Source organism: Alteromonas sp. W364 (genome assembly GCF_031846205.1).
Taxonomy (GTDB): domain Bacteria; phylum Pseudomonadota; class Gammaproteobacteria; order Enterobacterales; family Alteromonadaceae; genus Glaciecola; species Glaciecola blandensis.
Window position 1 is genome coordinate 233,588 of the sequence record NZ_JAVRID010000005.1, and the last position, 15,119, is coordinate 248,706.

Below are 15,119 nucleotides of genomic sequence, written 5' to 3' on the forward strand. Positions count from 1 at the left end.
GTATACGCCTCTTGTCTCGAGTTTCGATGCGTCATCCTATACACTTTCCTGAGTAATACAGTGCCACGTCGCTGTGACCTTTACTTCTATTCGCAAGGACAGTGTTTCATGAGTCAAATAGTCGCTAGTGCAAATTCCTCTTTATGTTCAAAAGTAGGGTACAAACAAAGGGGTTTTACCCTCATAGAACTCATAGTTACCTTAGTTATTATGGGAATAATGTCTGTTATTGCCGTGCCTCGTTTTTTTGATTTCGCCACTGATGCCAAAGTTGCTTCTTTGAAAGGGGTGGAAGCCAGCTTAACGACCGCGGTACGAAATATTCAAGCCAAAGCAAATATTGAAGGTCAGACGCGCGTTACTGCTGGTGGCGGTAGTGGTACATCGTTCAATTTCGATGGACTAACCTTGACGATTTATAACCAAGGCGTGCCTAGAGAGATTTGGGCTAACGGATTTGAACAACTGCTCGTGGGTGATTTCAACTTTGTAGGTCGCGGTCCCACCCAACTCGATACAGAATGTACAAGCTCAGAATTCTGCGTTGTTGATAACTTAAGAATGAACACCATCATCAGCGGCAAAAGTGGCTACGGTATTTTTTTCTTCCCGAAAGGCTACACCCTGAACGATATGTGTTTTACTTATTATGCTTTTGCACTCGGTGCCGGTGGTTTTCTTGATTACAAAGAAGTCGAAACTGTGACTACTGGTTGCTATTCGTAAGTTACATTGCGCAAAGTGTGTTAAATCAATAGATTGATGGCCAAGAGCAACATGACTAAACCGATGATGCCTTCTAATATCTTCCATGCGTTGGGGTTTTTGAATACTGGGATGAGCAATCGAGCGCCGTATCCGAGTGAAAAGAAAAACACAAATGACGCAATAACAGCGCCCATTCCAAAGGCGAGTTGTTGACCTTCATACTGCGTAGAAATCGATCCTAGCAAGACCACAGTATCTAAATACACATGCGGGTTTAACCAAGTAAAAGCCAGGCAAGTTAATAAAGCTGTTACTAAACTACCGACCGCTTTACCTTTAGCTTCTAATTTATGGTTAGTGGTCAGCGCCGATTTAAAACTCAGTGCCGCATAGACCAGCAAAAAAGCAGCGCCAGCGTAGCGAGAAATCTGCTCGATAAGTGGAAACTGCTTTACGATGGCGCCAAAGCCGGCGACCCCAGCAGAAATCAGGACTGCGTCAGATAATGCACAAATGAAACAAACAGCAAACACATGCTCTCGCTTCAAACCTTGTTTCAATACAAACGCATTTTGTGCGCCAATCGCTAGAATGAGAGAAATCCCTAAAGCAAAACCAGCGAGTGCAACCGATAGATCCATGTGACGTCCATGTATAAAAAAAACCGTAGCCAGCAATATAGCAGGGATACGGTTTTTTTGAAGTAGAGTTTGTTTACGCTGAGTTAACCGAGGTTTTTACTTTACCCAAATAAGATTCGATTCACTTTATTTTCTAACAATTCTTGTTCGCCAGATACATGCTGTGGATTCAAGTTATTAGTGCTTGCTAGTTTAGCGAGTGACGCCAATGATTCTTTTCCACTCATGATGGATTGTCCTAAAGGTAAGCTCCAACCTGCATAGCGTTGTGCGACTTTTTCGGCAAGGAAATCGTCTTGAAGAATGGCTGCTGCCTTCTTCAGTGCGAGTGCCATATGGTCCATGCCACCAATATGACCATGGAAAAGATCTGCAGGGCTTGAACTCTGACGACGAAGCTTACAATCAAAATTCAAACCACCGGTTTGGAAGCCCCCTGATTTAAGGATTTCATACATCACTAAACTAAGCTCATCGACAGCCGTTGGGAATTGATCAGTATCCCAACCGTTTTGTGCATCGCCTCGGTTCGCATCGATACTACCGAAAATACCGAGTGAAATCGCAGTGGCAATTTCATGATGGAAAGAGTGTCCGGCAAGCGTTGCATGATTAGCTTCGATATTCATCTTAAACTCTTCTTCAATACCAAACTGCTTCAAAAAGCCATATACCGTGGCACTGTCATAGTCATACTGATGCTTAGTTGGTTCTTGGGGTTTCGGCTCAATCAATAAGGTACCTGTAAACCCTATTTTGTGCTTGTGCTCCACCACCATCTGCATGAAACGACCTAATTGCTCGCGTTCTTGACGGAGGTCGGTGTTGAGGATAGTTTCGTAGCCTTCACGACCACCCCATAATACATAGTTTTCACCACCCAAACGCTTCGTTGCATTCATGGCTTGCATGACTTGAGTTGCAGCGTAAGAGAAAACCTCAGGGTTAGGGTTAGTTGCGCCGCCAGCAGCATATCGAGGATTGCTGAATAAGTTGGCTGTGCCCCATAAAAGCTTTAAACCTGTTTCTTCTTGTTTGGCTTCTAATACGTCGGTCATGCGGGCGAAGTTTTCTGTGTATTCTTTAATGGAGTGACCTTCTGGCGCCACATCAACATCATGAAAACAATAATAAGGAATACTCAGTTTGTGAAAGAAATCAAAAGCAGCATCGGCTTTTTCCATTGCGCGCTGCATTGGTTCACCGGGCTGTAACCACGGTCGACCAAATGTTCCTTGTCCGAATACATCAGCCCCATCCCAACACATGTTATGCCAATAACAAGCAGCGAAGCGCAAGTGATCTTTCATTGATTTACCCAGCACTAGCTCGTCTGGATTATAGTGATGAAAGGCTAAAGGATTGTCAGATGACGTACCTTCAAATTTAATTTTTTCAATGTCTTTGAAATATGAGTTTGGCTTGTGAGTAGTCACTGCTTGTCCTTATTATTTAATGGCTTAGTCGCGGTATATAGCGCTTTGAATGTTGTTCGTTTTTGTTTGTACCAATCCAAAAATGTACTATCAGGATGATATTCTTCGATGAGTGCCGGTTGCGGGCATATTTGGTCGATAGTTTTTTCTGTATCTACCGCTAATTGAGCGAGCCTGGCCGCGCCGAGAGAGGGACCGACTTCACCACCTTCTCTAAAACAGAGCTTTTTATCTAAAACGGTAGCTAACAACTGTCGCCATAGGCGGCTCTTTGCACCGCCTCCAATCAGTGTCACTTCTTCTGGTAAAGCTTGATTTTTGACAAAACTCGCTTCAAGCGCATCTACTGCATCAGCAAAAGCTAAACTAACACCTTCTAAGACAGCGTAAGTCAGGTGTGCTTGTGATGTGTCATGTGTGAGACCAAAAAAACTGCCGGTGGCTGATGCATCATTATGAGGTGTTCGTTCGCCACTTAAATAAGGCAGGAATATCAAAGGCGATCGCCTGATGCTGTCGTTCGATAAGTCGCTAGATTCATTCTTCAATGCCACATCCAACTCGGACAATAGTTGAGAAACAGGTTTTTGTGCAATCTTGTCGGCATACCATTGAAGGCAACTTGCTGCACTTAGCAATACCGACATCAAGTGCCATTTCTGAGGAAGAGCATGACAAAAGCTATGCACCGCAGAATCTGGATTAGCTTGGAACCCGTCGGTTACGACAAAGTACACGCCAGACGTTCCAAGAGATAGCATTGCTTGTCCAGCATGAACCAAACCTACGCCAACAGCACCCGCTGCATTGTCACCTGCGCCACCCACAATCGGAATACTTTGCATGCCCCATTGCTCGGCAATACTTTTATCAAGGTAAGCACTAATTTGATTGCCTTCAACCAGCTCAGGCATGTGTTCTGTAGTGAGCCCGCACGCTGCCAGTAGAGTGGTATCCCATTGTCTTTTTCTGGTATCCATCCATAATGTGCCAGCGGCATCAGACATGTCGGAGATGTATTTACCACTGAGTAGAAAACGCAAGTAGTCTTTGGGCAGCAGGACTTTGGCAATCCTTGCGAAGTTTTCGGGCTCGTTTTGTTGAACCCACCTAAGCTTTGGGGCAGTGAACCCTGGCATCATGATGTTGCCGGTAATTTCCCGGCTAGTGCTAACGCTTTCTTCAATATCTTTGCATTGGGCTTCACAGCGTCCGTCATTCCACAAAATAGCAGGGCGAATGATTTGATCGTTGCCATCTAGGAGTGTCGCGCCATGCATTTGTCCAGCGATACCCATTGCTTTGACATCGCGTAAATCAATGCGGGACGAGAGTGTTTGTATTGCGTTATTAGTGGCCGTCCACCAGTCTTGGGGGTTTTGTTCTGACCACAAGGCGTGTGGTCTAGATATCGCAACGGGTGCTGAAGCGGAATCGAGAATATCTCCACATTCACTGGTAATGATTACTTTGACACCGGAAGTGCCTAAGTCGATTCCCATATACATAGCTCAATACCGCCTTTAATTTTTGGATACGCTGTTTCCTTAATACATCTTTGAAGATCCCCTAATGACTAGCAATTACGAAATTTGATAATTAATTTTCGTAATCTGTTTGAGGCGTGTTATTTATTTTTTTTCATATTACTATCGGTCATGTTTAAAAATCATAATTACCAGATGACCGCGAAACAGACTCTCTGCTTTGAGTTATGGTCACAAATGGCTGAAGCTGGAATTAGCTAAATTAGGAATTAGCTAAAAAAGGAGATAGGAAGTACCAATGTTTTCAACTCGTCATAGCATTACCTTATTGTTCAATGCGAACAAAGTTTACGATCGCCAAGTAATAGAGGGCGTCGGGCATTACTTGCAATCTTCTAAAGTGAATTGGGATGTTTACCTTGAAGAAGACTTCTTGGCGCGTTTAGACAATGTCAATACGTGGGCTTGCAAAGGGATCATTGCGGATTTTGACGATACCAATATTCAAAACGCCTTGCGAGGGGTCAATATTCCTGTTGTAGGAGTAGGTGGTTCATATCGCGATGAAGCCGACTATCCGAATGTACCGTATGTTGCCACAGATAATTACCAAGTGATTAAATTGGCCTATGAACATTTAAAGTCGAAAGGTTTAGAGCGTTTTGCCTTTTACGGTTTTCCTCTCGATGTGAATCATCGTTGGGCAACCGAGCGAGAGCGTGCAATTGTTGAGTTATGCCAAGCAGATGGATATGAATGTGCAATTTATCGTGGCCACTCAACTCGCCCTGAGACTTGGCAGTACAGCATGAACCGTCTGTCAGAATGGTTGCAAACCTTACCTAATCCAGTTGGTATTATTTCAGTGACGGATGCTCGCGCTCGTCATCTTTTACAGGCGTGTGACCATATTGGCAAAGTCGTTCCAGATCAAATATCGATTGTCGGTATTGATGATGATGATATCGCTCGGAATCTCAGTCGCATTAGCCTGAGTTCGGTGACACAAGGTTGTTTTGATATGGGGTTTCAAGCAGCAAAACTCTTGCACCGTCGAATCGAGAACCCTACTTTAAAGCACAAGATAGTCACTGTTCCGCCGGTGGGTGTTGTGCAGCGCCAGAGCACTGACTTCAAAGCCTTACAGGACCCTTTCGTGATCCAAGCAATGCATTATATTCGGCAGAATGCGTGTAGGGGGATTAAGGTCGATCAAGTCTTAGCTTTTGTCGGTATTTCACGATCCAATTTAGAAAGTCGTTTTCGTCAAGAACGTGGTCATAGCATTCACTTTGAGCTTCACCAAGAAAAACTCAACACAGCATGTGCCCTGCTAGAAAATAAGGATATGTCGACGCAAGAAATTGCAAAAGCGGCAGGTTATCCGTCCTTACAATACATGTATGCGGTATTCAAAAAGCATTTTGGTGAAACACCAAAAGAATATCGAGATAAGTTATAAGACGGAACTAGTTTTTTCGACCTAAGCGTAACACCAAGGTTTCCGAAATTTTGTCCTGGATGGCTTGACGGTTTGGGTCCCAATAAACTTGTAGAAAGCCCAGTAAACCCGTCGCAAATCCAGCGCCGTAACCGCCATATCGACCAAAGCTTTCCCACAAATTAGGATAGTTACCGTCAAGTTTCACAACCTCAATACCCACGATTTTCTTACCTAAGGTTTGTCCGCGCCACCAGGCAGTGAAAACACTGAAGTACAGCGCAGCCCATCCTAAACCAATGCCTAAATCAGACATCAATCCTTTAGTCCATTCGATAATACTGTAGACGGCATTATCCTTTTTAGGTTCTATTTCTTGGGCTTGAGTAATTTCCAGCACATCGTCTTTATAAGCATTCTTTTCCTCTTCTAAGGTGGCTTCAAACTGCCTTATAAATAGGGACTTTGTTTCCTCACTCCATTCTTTTTGTGAGACTAAATCAGCCGTTGTGGCTTTAATGTCCTCTACTGGAGCCTCCATAGCCGCGGCCGCTATCGCTAAACCCTCAGCATAATTAAGTTGGCACTCACTATCGCCATTGTCGCATTTAATATCTACCAGGAAGGCCGCAAGGTCGAGTAAACTTTGCATATTTTGCTTTTTCTCTGCTTCCTGTTCTTCGGCACTAACTGACGTGCTTACTTTACTCTCATCACCCATGTCGCCAATAATGACAAATACGATAGTGAAAATAAGAAAAGCGGCAGTGCCTCGTAAGGCAAGTCTCATCTTGTTGAATCTCTTTTGCTGCTTTAAACGATCGCCAGCCTTGAAGAAAGTCATGGCAACAAAACCGGCGAAGACTAATGAACTGAGTCCGGTAAGCACACTAATTAGAAATAAATCGATAAGGATCGCAACGCCTCTGCGGGTGGGTGTTGCCAGCGGTTGACCTAATAAGTCGGGAGCGACGGTAAATGCGTATGGTGTAACAATTTCGCGTGTTTCTTCTTTTGTCAGTTCGTCATCTAAACTTGGCGAAGTATCATTGTTTTCTTGTTTATTGTCTTTGTCTGGGATTGGCTCATAGTCAATAGCGACAGGCTCCGATAGTTCACTATCGCGATTAAGCGTAGCGTCTACTTCTACCTCTACTTCTGGCTCGGCTTTAGGCTCAACCGTCTCTTCCACGGGTGCATCGAGATCGAATGACTGTTGTGGGTTTTCTTCGTTCGTTTTATTATTTTTTTTTGAAGATGCCATAGTCCCTTCCTTTGTCGACTCTAAGCTTAAAAGTATTTATTGAAAACGCCAAGCAATAAATCGGCTGGCTTTTGCGCCTTGGCTCATGTTGATGACACGCCAATCACTCACGCCCAATTGTTTTGCAAATTTTTCCAAGCCATAAACAGAGTCCTTTTTGGAAAGAAGGGAAGTAAACCACTCAACTTGGCCCGCGAATGCTTGGCTTTCCTTAAGCATTTGTTTAACGAAAGCAAACTCGCCACCTTCACACCATAGCTCATTGTGCTGGCCACCAAAGTTTAAGTTATCTCTATTACTCGCACTGGATTCACCACCTCGACGCTTATGAGCATGTCGAGCAAGGTTTTTATTTTTCTTTCGGCTACCAGACATGGCTGCTGAGGCAGATTCATGAAAGGGCGGGTTACACATTGTGAAGGTGTAATATTCATCGCTTTGTATTATCCCGTTCAGAATACTTCCTGCCTTTTGCAGCTTCACTTTTACCAGTTTACTTAGGTTTTTATTCGATTTGGCAATTACCTTTGCACTTTGATACGAAGGCTCGTGAACATCAGTACCCATCATTTGCCAGCCATAGCTTTGGCTACCAATAATAGGATAAATAAGGTTCGCCCCAGTACCGATATCAAGTCCTCTAATATTTTTACCAGAAGGCAGCGTTTTATTGTTTTCTGGTTCCTGTAAAGTTGCCGCTAACAAATCGGCAATACCATGAATATAGTCAGCTCGCCCTGGCACAGCAGGACAAAGGTAGCCGTCTGGAATATCCCAAAAGTGCACTTGATAATAATGGCTTAATAGAGCTGCATTGAGGCTTTTTACTGCAGCAGGTTGGGCAAAATCGATCGTCATTTTACCATCTGGTTTTGGAGCTAAATGCACACTTAAAGGTGAATAAGCCTTTGCCAATTGCTCGAAGTCATAACCAGTTTTATGGGGATTGCGCGGATGCATAATTACTTTCAGATGCTCATATTCAAGCTGGGTGGATAGCCCGTGTTTGTCTTAATACGAACTATAGCCTTTAGCTGCTTGTATATCCAGAGTGGAAGCTGCGTGGAAGAAACTATTATCAAATAAACTATGCAGGCATAAATAGTTTTGATTGGTCTCTTTGCAAGTGTTTGCATTAATCTGGTTTTACTTTTTACAAGCATACGAGTACTTATGAATTTTGCAGAATTTGCAGCATCACGAAAAAGCGTGAGAGGATTTAGTCAAAAACCCGTTTCCAAAGAAACGGTTGATCAAATTATCAATGCCGCAAAGTGGGCGCCTTCCTCATATAATACCCAAACATGGAAAATTCATGCTGTAACGGGTGACGTTCTTGATCAAATTAGAGATGGCAACACCAAGGATACCTTGGCAGGAAAACCTCATGTGCGTGATTTTCCTTACAAAGAAGACTATGAAGGTATTCATCGTCAGCGCCAAATAGATGTTGCGATCCAGTTGTTCGACGTGATGGGAATAAAAAGGGAAGACAAAGAAAAGCGCATGGATTGGATGATGCGTGGCTTTCGCCAGTTCGATGCACCAGTTTCCTTAGTATTGACTTATGATAAGTCGCTTGAGCCAGCAGGGATTACTCAGTTTAGTCTAGGCTCGCTAGCTTATGGTATCGTGCTTGCTGCGTGGGATATTGGTCTAGGCTGCGTTATTAATGGGCAAGGGATCATGCAGTCTGACGTCGTTCACAAATATGCCAATATACCTGACTCAGAAGCGATCATGATTTGTATTGCTTTGGGTTATCCAGACGAAAACTTTGCTGCCAATGAGGTTCGCTCAACGCGTGCCGACAATAAAGATTTTGTAAGCTACCACGGCTTTTGATTCGCCGTGATAGCTTACTTGTAACTTATTGCGGACCGTGTTCGTTACTCAAAAAGTAATAGGTAATTAAATCAAAGTCAGAGCCGACGCCATTAGCGTCGCCACTATCACCCGTATTGTTTTGTGAATAGGCGCCAGCCTTAAAATAATTCCATTCTTCGATAACATCATAGCCACTGTTTTCTTGTTGCATATCAACAAATTGGTGGGCAATGATAGGACCGTTTAAGTCACCACGACGGATCAGAACATCGATACGTGGGCCTTCTTGTTTAATTTCATAAGAGAAAATTTCACCCAGTGCAATCCCTTGTTCAGGGTTGTTTAGGAAAATCGGTTGATTGCTATTGTTAGTGTAACGAGGCCCTAACACCATTAACCAAATATCGTCTCCGCCTCGGTATTCATGTGCAAAGTAGATGTATCCACGGTCATTGTTCGGGAACTTCTTATAGTACAGACGAATAGGCTCGTCATCATCTGCGTGAATTTGTCCAAATATCACTCTTCCCGTATGAGATGTACTTCCATCAGTTGTTACGTGATCAATTTTCAAAGTACCTTTAAGAACACCACCACGCCCTCCAACAGTGCGTTGCGGGTCGGGTTGATACCCTAAAATCCAATTATTCTGGTTCACACCCTGAGTACTAATGCCGGTATTGCCACGACGGAGCATTTCTCTTAGCTCTGAACGTGTAAAGCTGGTATTCGCTGAGGTCTTAGCACCAAAAATCGTGGAACGGAACACCATACCGCCATCTTCGCCTGTATAGAAATGGTCGTCATCTTCAAAGCCGTTGTCGAGTTCGCGCTCGCTGGCTCTTTGAGAGAAACCATCATCAGGATCTGTTCTCGGAGTATCAAGTGCCCAGGTCAGTAAATCGAAATTTTCGCCAGGAGGTGCATTCGGATCTAAATTATACTGGCTAATATCAACAGTTTGCTCCTGTAAAGGTGCTACATCGACATCTAAGGGACAACCGAAAACGGCAGCTTCTAACAGAGAGGTTGTTGTATTATTACTAGTAATCCTAACAAAGCGAGCGACGGTATCGGTGATATCAAAACGTTCAAAAGAATCTGTCACTTGTGATGTCGTTTCATTACTCAAAATACTAGTATATGCCTCGCCATCTTCTGACACTGAAATATCGAAGCTATAAGTCGTTTGATCACCATTGAGCCATGCAGTACCTATTTCTTTCACTAAATGACGATAGCCTAATTCGATGGTAATGCTTGCGGCATCTGTTGTGGTTTCCCAGCGGCTTTCATCAGCTAAGTCGCCATCAATTGCTTTGCTGGCCGCAAATTCACTGCTTGAGCTTGCGTCGCTATCTACGCTAATGAGTTGCAAGAAGTCGAGACCTGAGCAGCTTGTTTTAGATAAGTCGGGCGGATAAATTGGGTCAGCAACGCCATCAACGGGTGGCGGAACAACAGGTGTTGGAAGAACCGCGTTGTCGGCTTGGGAACCGCCACCACAGCCATTGAGAATGGCCAAACAAGCGAGGGGGAAAAGTAATCGTTTCACAGATAATCCTTAGTTCTGAGAGTGAGCTTTTTGATCAATAATATTAAATTGGTTTTATTTATTGGTAATACAATTTTGGTGTATTGGTAGATCAAATATCGTCATTTGGTTGAACTTAAGGTTAAATGTAATTTATGTCAATAGAATTGAAAAATAATTGTTTTAATTATGTAAAGAGAATAACTACTCGTTATCTATGAGGTCTGAAATTAAGGTGACAGGAGGAGATGATTTCATTGCAACCTTGTCCTTGTAGGTTTTGACTCTTTGAACATGTAAGGTGGGGAACAAGCTCGGGTTATTCAGTAGAAAATCTATTTTAGGGTGGCTTTGGATGGTGGGATCTAGCCAAATATCTAAAAATTTGGGCGACATCGGTAAAAACAGTGGAAAGGCCTTGTCGTGAAAAGGCGTCATTTTTGGATGAGCATCTCGTGTAATAATCGCGCAGCTATAACGATTCTTATCAAACCTTCGATATAAAGCGCTCAGTGCAAAAACCTCATCACTTTGCATGTAGTATTGATGTTTCGTTTTCCCCACTAATTTTGATTCACCAATGCCTGTAGCGAAAACGACGCCGCGTTGATGAGCGAGTGAGTGCTTCCAGAAGGGACTTTGTAAATTTCGAGCATTAAACGTTGTGCGATTGCCCACCATCAAACCCTCGCTGGTGTCAAAGCAGTCATACCACCAAGTAGCCGACACTTTCTTTAATTGGCCGGCTGCATCTTTGTCACGCAGAACCATATCGATAGTACGATTGGGGTTTTGCCCAAATGCGGGATAAAAAACGCGGGTTTCTTCAGTAGGTATAAAGGGCAAGTACTCGGAAAATTCAGGCTGCTGCATCACTGGGGCAGCGCGTTCACCATTAATTTCAACATATCCGCACATGCTCAGTTTTCCTTATTTATGAATGTCTAAGAGTATAGTCCGTAAGTAACAACTTGTGATCTATAAAGAAATCGCAACAACTGTATTCAAACAAACATAAGATACGAGATAAGCGAGTTAGTTTCTAGTGAACAGTTTTGGCACTATATTTTCGTTTATTCTTTTCATGGTCCTAAACTTGCTGTTAATTCATTTCTTATTCTAAAAATACAAAAATTAATCTAAATAAGTGAGGAATGAAATGAAAAAAATAATAATTGTTGGAATAATGCTAGTCAGTATTGCTTCATTCGCAAGCGGCGATAATTCCGAGTCAAGCGATGCTAGAGCCGCTATCAATTTAACTGCACAAGAGAAGGATTTTGTTCTCGAAAGGATGCGTAGAATGCTAGAAACACTTGCCGGAATTCAGCAGGCAATGGTTGAGGATTCACCGCAAAAAACTGATGATTTAGTAGGCTTACTCTTTGAATATACGAGAGAAAATCACCCAGATGGCCTACATGAAAAAATGCCACTTGGTTTCAAGCAAATGGCCAAGCAAATGAACGGTCACTGGAAAAAGTTAAAAACAGAAAGCGATGATAAAGTATTTATCCAAAAGGAAGTGGTCGCTATTATGTCAACTTGTAATGCTTGTCATCGTACGTATAAAATTCAGTAAGAAATACGATTTGTTTGCCAACAATGGAAAGTAAAGTAATAAGGGTGATGCGCCATATTTGTCGCAAGCTCTGTTATTTTTGTCATCATTGCATTAGGCAAATTGCTGATATAGACACTGATATTGTTGTTATTATTGAGTGAGTAACTTGCGAGGCTCAACTAACCGTTTTCTTTGAGGGCTTAGTAAGAAAGTGTTGGCTTTAAAAGAGAAGGAGTGACGTCTATGCAATGCCCAAGAACAGACACGCCATTGAAAAAAATTAATGTTGGTAAAGTGCCTGTCTATGTGAGCGAAAATTGTGGTGGCGTTTTTCTAACAAATCAAACACTACACCTATTCGAATGCCCTAAAGATGCTAGAGGAAATGCACTATCGAAGCACCTTAGCCAGTTTCATGATGTAACACTTAATGTTGACCAAAGAGTTAGATGCCCTGAATGCAAAGATACGGTCATGTTAAGGCGGTTTTATAGTCCTTTACAGGTCGTTGAAATAGATGAGTGTCCTAGCTGTGGTGGAATTTGGCTAGATACTGGAGAGCTAAGTAAACTGCAGTCTTTAATGCTCAATGAAACTGATAAAGCGCGCCTTCGCGCTGAGCTGCTAGATGAACATAGACGAGCAGAGATCAATGGACTTCCTCACTTACACGATTTTGGCAGTCGGTCTGACAGGATCGATAATTTTATGGAGCTTACTTCATACATTGCGATGTCAATCTAAGGAAGGTAAATGAAAGCAAATGATACGAAGCAAAATAATCAATTAGTTAAGTTTGCCGCGTACATAGCAATCACAATTTTTACACTGGTATTCGGCTATTTTAAAAGTGTCGAAAACAATGAAAAGGTCAATGAAGAATTCAGTGAACAACTCTTCGATTTAGAGGGCGTAACTACTCGCACCGTGTATTTTTCGAATTCAACACCAAACGCTGAAATCAAGTTTGAATCAAGCGGTTTGCCCAATCGAGCGGATAGCTACAAACCAGAAATTTTAGCTTATGTTTGCTCGCAGCCCGTTTTACAAAAAGAGCTGAACAATGGGAAGGTGGTAGTGTTTAATATGTCAGCATGGGATAGAGAGGATGGAAACTTTGTTAACATGAGAATTGATGCAGAGCGTTGTAGGAATGCATCTGCGGACCCTGCTCATTAACGCTTTATCTCTATTGTGTATCTTGCGGTATACCCAGTTTAAATAAAAGTGATTGAAAGTTGAACAGCCTCAGCTAACTATTAGGGTAAGTCATCACGCTACTTTGGGCACAGCCATGTTTACCGCACCCTTCTTCGGGGGTCTATTTGTGAAGCTGGGCAGGGGACACACCTCAAAAAACGGCGAGGTGATATCTTTACTTCTATGTATAGCAATTGGTCTGGCTGTGATGGCTGGTGGGTATTTGGGTTTTTTCACCAGCTAACAGCCATGACTCAAGATGCGAAACTCAATGACTGACTAAATTAGTCACCAGCAACCATGCAGAATGCATTAAGCTTATTACCATCCAAATCTCTGAAGTACCCAGCGTAAAAGCCCGAGGTTGCTCCTTCCGGCCTGAACCCTGGCTTGCCTTCACAACTGCCGCCTAATTCCAATGCTTTCGCATAGAAAGCATCTATTTGGGCTGGAGAATCCAAAGCGACGGCAACCATAGACCCATTGCCTACTGTCGCTGTTTTTTTATCAAACGGCACAGATACAGCAATTGAGGGTTCATCAGGATTTTTTGCCCAAGCAATAAAGTAATTCGGCTCCTCCATGAATCGTTTTGCACCTATTGTGCCTAACAGTGCATCATAGAATTCGCTAGATTTTGTTAGGTCGTTTGTACCAAGTGTGACATAGCCAATCATTATGTTCTCCAGTATGTGATTGTTTAAAGCCACTGTATCTTAGCTGATTGCTACTGACAGCTTTTGTCAGTAGTCTTTCACTATACTTAAGGATGAACACTGTTGAGATTTTGGAATGATTAGAGCTGAGAGGTTGAACGACATCGTTCACTATTTACGAAGAATGCATCAAGCGGTAACGGCGGAAACATTGGCGAAAACGTTTGAAGTATCGCCAAGAACTATTTATCGCGATATTCAGAGTTTAATCGATACTGGTGTGCCAATTAATGGTGAAGCAGGTGTGGGTTATGTTATTGATAAACACTATCACCTTCCTCCCATTATGTTTGATGCTGATGAAATTGAGGCTATTGCGCTTGGCATTGGAATGGTGAGCAACTGGACGGATCAAGCGTTCGCTAACAAAGCTCAAAGTGCGTTTAAAAAAATACAAGCAACCTTACCTCCTCTCTTGTTGCATGAACTTCATCAAATAAGCACATTTTCGGAGCCAAGCCATTATAAAATACCTTGGGAAGTCAGTTTTACTGAAGTAAGAGAATGTATTCGCCGCAAACATAAAATTCAATTCAACTATTTGGATTTACAAGACCGCACTACTCAACGCACTATTTGGCCGCTAGCTCTTGTTTCATTCAGTCCTGTTTGGTTGCTTGCGGGATGGTGTGAACTGCGACAAACATTTCGCAACTTTCGACTTGATCGTATTTCTGGGTTTGAAACATTGAAGCAGAGTTTTCCTAACAAAAGAGATAAAAACCTCAAAGCGTATTTAGCACAAGTTGAGCATGATTAAGTTAAAAAGAACCGCTTACATTTGTGTTCCACAGGGTCATAGAAGGGTATCTGATTAGCGCTTCAGCTGGCGCTATCCAGAAGATACACTATGGTTTCGAGATTTTTCGTTGAGGTAGAAGTTAAATACAAACAAGAACTCGTCAAACGCGCTTTCTTCGACGCAATGTAAAACATATTTCGTTTTGCAAACGAGCCACTTATTCGAATGGATAAACCTGCCGATAATTTTTCCATTTTTCATGACCGACTGTATTTTTGCCTTCATTCGTTTGGACGGCTCACTTAGACTCAAAGTGTTGCTTGAGTTTGTTTCGAAAACCCAGGTATCGCTATTCGTCCATTTAGCTTCGACTCTGCCTCCCTTGAAACGAAGATTGTTCAAAAAGCGAGAACCCTCATAAATCGGTCTTTTGTCGACAGATATTTCAAACTCACCTTCATGGCCGCCGATACTAAAGCGCCTTTTTTTTCTATCGTCAATGATGAGTTCGTCACCCAAGATAAAGGATTTATGTTCAATGATGATTTTACTCAAGTAT

General features: G+C 42.6%; 16 protein-coding genes. 7 read left to right on the top strand and 9 right to left on the bottom strand.

Going from position 1 to position 15,119, the window contains the following annotated elements; translation table 11 throughout:
* Positions 1–108 precede the first annotated feature (108 nt).
* Entirely contained in the window at positions 109–726 is a 618-nt protein-coding gene (locus RM556_RS10080; protein WP_311374514.1) for a prepilin-type N-terminal cleavage/methylation domain-containing protein, read from the top strand.
* Between the two features lie 20 nt (positions 727–746).
* Here RM556_RS10080 and RM556_RS10085 read toward each other — a convergent pair whose 3' ends face one another.
* The 3 genes from RM556_RS10085 to xylB all read right to left on the bottom strand — a co-directional run bounded on the left by RM556_RS10085 (position 747) and on the right by xylB (position 4,293).
* Positions 747–1,349: a LysE/ArgO family amino acid transporter gene (locus tag RM556_RS10085; protein ID WP_311361228.1), complete on the bottom strand. Its 603-nt coding sequence runs from the start codon at positions 1,347–1,349 to the stop codon at positions 747–749.
* A gap of 101 nt (positions 1,350–1,450) precedes the next feature.
* Positions 1,451–2,785: a xylose isomerase gene (xylA, locus tag RM556_RS10090; RefSeq protein WP_311374515.1), complete on the bottom strand. Its 1,335-nt coding sequence runs from the start codon at positions 2,783–2,785 to the stop codon at positions 1,451–1,453.
* Entirely contained in the window at positions 2,782–4,293 is a 1,512-nt protein-coding gene (xylB, locus tag RM556_RS10095) for a xylulokinase (RefSeq protein ID WP_311374516.1), read from the bottom strand. The genes xylA and xylB overlap by 4 nt, the downstream gene beginning before the upstream one ends.
* Positions 4,294–4,570: 277 nt before the next feature.
* On the opposite strand from xylB, the gene RM556_RS10100 reads away from it, so the two are divergent.
* A complete protein-coding gene (locus RM556_RS10100; RefSeq protein ID WP_311361231.1) occupies positions 4,571–5,734 on the top strand; it encodes a DNA-binding transcriptional regulator in 1,164 nt (387 codons plus the stop codon).
* A 7-nt stretch (positions 5,735–5,741) separates the two neighbouring features.
* On the opposite strand, the gene RM556_RS10105 is transcribed toward RM556_RS10100, so the two are convergent.
* Together RM556_RS10105 and rlmF are read right to left on the bottom strand one after the other, a co-directional pair.
* Complete coding sequence (locus RM556_RS10105; protein WP_311374517.1) at positions 5,742–6,977, bottom strand: RDD family protein; 1,236 nt, start codon at positions 6,975–6,977, stop codon at positions 5,742–5,744.
* Positions 6,978–7,013: 36 nt separating this feature from the next.
* Positions 7,014–7,937, bottom strand: coding sequence for a 23S rRNA (adenine(1618)-N(6))-methyltransferase RlmF (rlmF, locus tag RM556_RS10110; protein WP_311374518.1), 924 nt, complete (start codon positions 7,935–7,937; stop codon positions 7,014–7,016).
* 213 nt (positions 7,938–8,150) lie between these two features.
* Here rlmF and RM556_RS10115 point away from each other — a divergent pair, with 213 nt between their 5' ends.
* Positions 8,151–8,822 (top strand): nitroreductase, encoded by a 672-nt coding sequence (locus RM556_RS10115; RefSeq protein WP_311361234.1) that lies wholly within the window; start codon positions 8,151–8,153, stop codon positions 8,820–8,822.
* A 25-nt stretch (positions 8,823–8,847) separates the two neighbouring features.
* Here RM556_RS10115 and RM556_RS10120 read toward each other — a convergent pair whose 3' ends face one another.
* The gene (locus RM556_RS10120) at positions 8,848–10,359 is read right to left on the bottom strand and encodes a polysaccharide lyase family 7 protein (protein WP_311374519.1); all 1,512 of its coding nucleotides are present in this window, start codon (positions 10,357–10,359) and stop codon (positions 8,848–8,850) included.
* A gap of 183 nt (positions 10,360–10,542) precedes the next feature.
* Entirely contained in the window at positions 10,543–11,256 is a 714-nt protein-coding gene (locus tag RM556_RS10125) for an SOS response-associated peptidase family protein (protein ID WP_311374520.1), read from the bottom strand.
* A 241-nt stretch (positions 11,257–11,497) separates the two neighbouring features.
* Here RM556_RS10125 and RM556_RS10130 point away from each other — a divergent pair, with 241 nt between their 5' ends.
* The 3 genes from RM556_RS10130 (at position 11,498) to RM556_RS10140 (ending at position 13,081) form a co-directional block, all read left to right on the top strand.
* A complete protein-coding gene (locus tag RM556_RS10130) occupies positions 11,498–11,920 on the top strand; it encodes a hypothetical protein (protein ID WP_311374521.1) in 423 nt (140 codons plus the stop codon).
* Positions 11,921–12,145: 225 nt separating this feature from the next.
* Positions 12,146–12,646: a zf-TFIIB domain-containing protein gene (locus tag RM556_RS10135; RefSeq protein ID WP_311374522.1), complete on the top strand. Its 501-nt coding sequence runs from the start codon at positions 12,146–12,148 to the stop codon at positions 12,644–12,646.
* A 9-nt stretch (positions 12,647–12,655) separates the two neighbouring features.
* Positions 12,656–13,081 (top strand): hypothetical protein, encoded by a 426-nt coding sequence (locus RM556_RS10140; RefSeq protein ID WP_311374523.1) that lies wholly within the window; start codon positions 12,656–12,658, stop codon positions 13,079–13,081.
* 305 nt (positions 13,082–13,386) lie between these two features.
* Here the strand turns inward: RM556_RS10140 and RM556_RS10145 are convergent, their stop codons facing one another.
* Positions 13,387–13,779 (bottom strand): VOC family protein, encoded by a 393-nt coding sequence (locus RM556_RS10145; protein WP_311361240.1) that lies wholly within the window; start codon positions 13,777–13,779, stop codon positions 13,387–13,389.
* Positions 13,780–13,894: 115 nt separating this feature from the next.
* Here RM556_RS10145 and RM556_RS10150 point away from each other — a divergent pair, with 115 nt between their 5' ends.
* Entirely contained in the window at positions 13,895–14,578 is a 684-nt protein-coding gene (locus tag RM556_RS10150; RefSeq protein ID WP_311374524.1) for a YafY family protein, read from the top strand.
* 72 nt (positions 14,579–14,650) lie between these two features.
* Here RM556_RS10150 and RM556_RS10155 read toward each other — a convergent pair whose 3' ends face one another.
* Positions 14,651–15,115 carry a hypothetical protein gene (locus RM556_RS10155; protein ID WP_311361242.1) on the bottom strand — a complete coding sequence of 155 codons (465 nt, stop codon included), beginning with the start codon at positions 15,113–15,115 and terminating at the stop codon, positions 14,651–14,653.
* Positions 15,116–15,119 lie beyond the last annotated feature (4 nt).

What these genes read in the sequence shown, in the direction of transcription:
- RM556_RS10080 (WP_311374514.1), top strand. Translation starts at nt 109, where the DNA reads ATGAGTCAAATAGTCGCTAGTGCAAATTCCTCTTTATGTTCAAAAGTA.
- RM556_RS10085 (WP_311361228.1), bottom strand. Translation starts at nt 1,349, where the DNA reads ATGGATCTATCGGTTGCACTCGCTGGTTTTGCTTTAGGGATTTCTCTC.
- xylB (WP_311374516.1), bottom strand. Translation starts at nt 4,293, where the DNA reads ATGTATATGGGAATCGACTTAGGCACTTCCGGTGTCAAAGTAATCATT.
- RM556_RS10100 (WP_311361231.1), top strand. Translation starts at nt 4,571, where the DNA reads ATGTTTTCAACTCGTCATAGCATTACCTTATTGTTCAATGCGAACAAA.
- RM556_RS10105 (WP_311374517.1), bottom strand. Translation starts at nt 6,977, where the DNA reads ATGGCATCTTCAAAAAAAAATAATAAAACGAACGAAGAAAACCCACAA.
- rlmF (WP_311374518.1), bottom strand. Translation starts at nt 7,937, where the DNA reads ATGCATCCGCGCAATCCCCATAAAACTGGTTATGACTTCGAGCAATTG.
- RM556_RS10115 (WP_311361234.1), top strand. Translation starts at nt 8,151, where the DNA reads ATGAATTTTGCAGAATTTGCAGCATCACGAAAAAGCGTGAGAGGATTT.
- RM556_RS10125 (WP_311374520.1), bottom strand. Translation starts at nt 11,256, where the DNA reads ATGTGCGGATATGTTGAAATTAATGGTGAACGCGCTGCCCCAGTGATG.
- RM556_RS10130 (WP_311374521.1), top strand. Translation starts at nt 11,498, where the DNA reads ATGAAAAAAATAATAATTGTTGGAATAATGCTAGTCAGTATTGCTTCA.
- RM556_RS10135 (WP_311374522.1), top strand. Translation starts at nt 12,146, where the DNA reads ATGCAATGCCCAAGAACAGACACGCCATTGAAAAAAATTAATGTTGGT.
- RM556_RS10140 (WP_311374523.1), top strand. Translation starts at nt 12,656, where the DNA reads ATGAAAGCAAATGATACGAAGCAAAATAATCAATTAGTTAAGTTTGCC.
- RM556_RS10145 (WP_311361240.1), bottom strand. Translation starts at nt 13,779, where the DNA reads ATGATTGGCTATGTCACACTTGGTACAAACGACCTAACAAAATCTAGC.
- RM556_RS10150 (WP_311374524.1), top strand. Translation starts at nt 13,895, where the DNA reads ATGATTAGAGCTGAGAGGTTGAACGACATCGTTCACTATTTACGAAGA.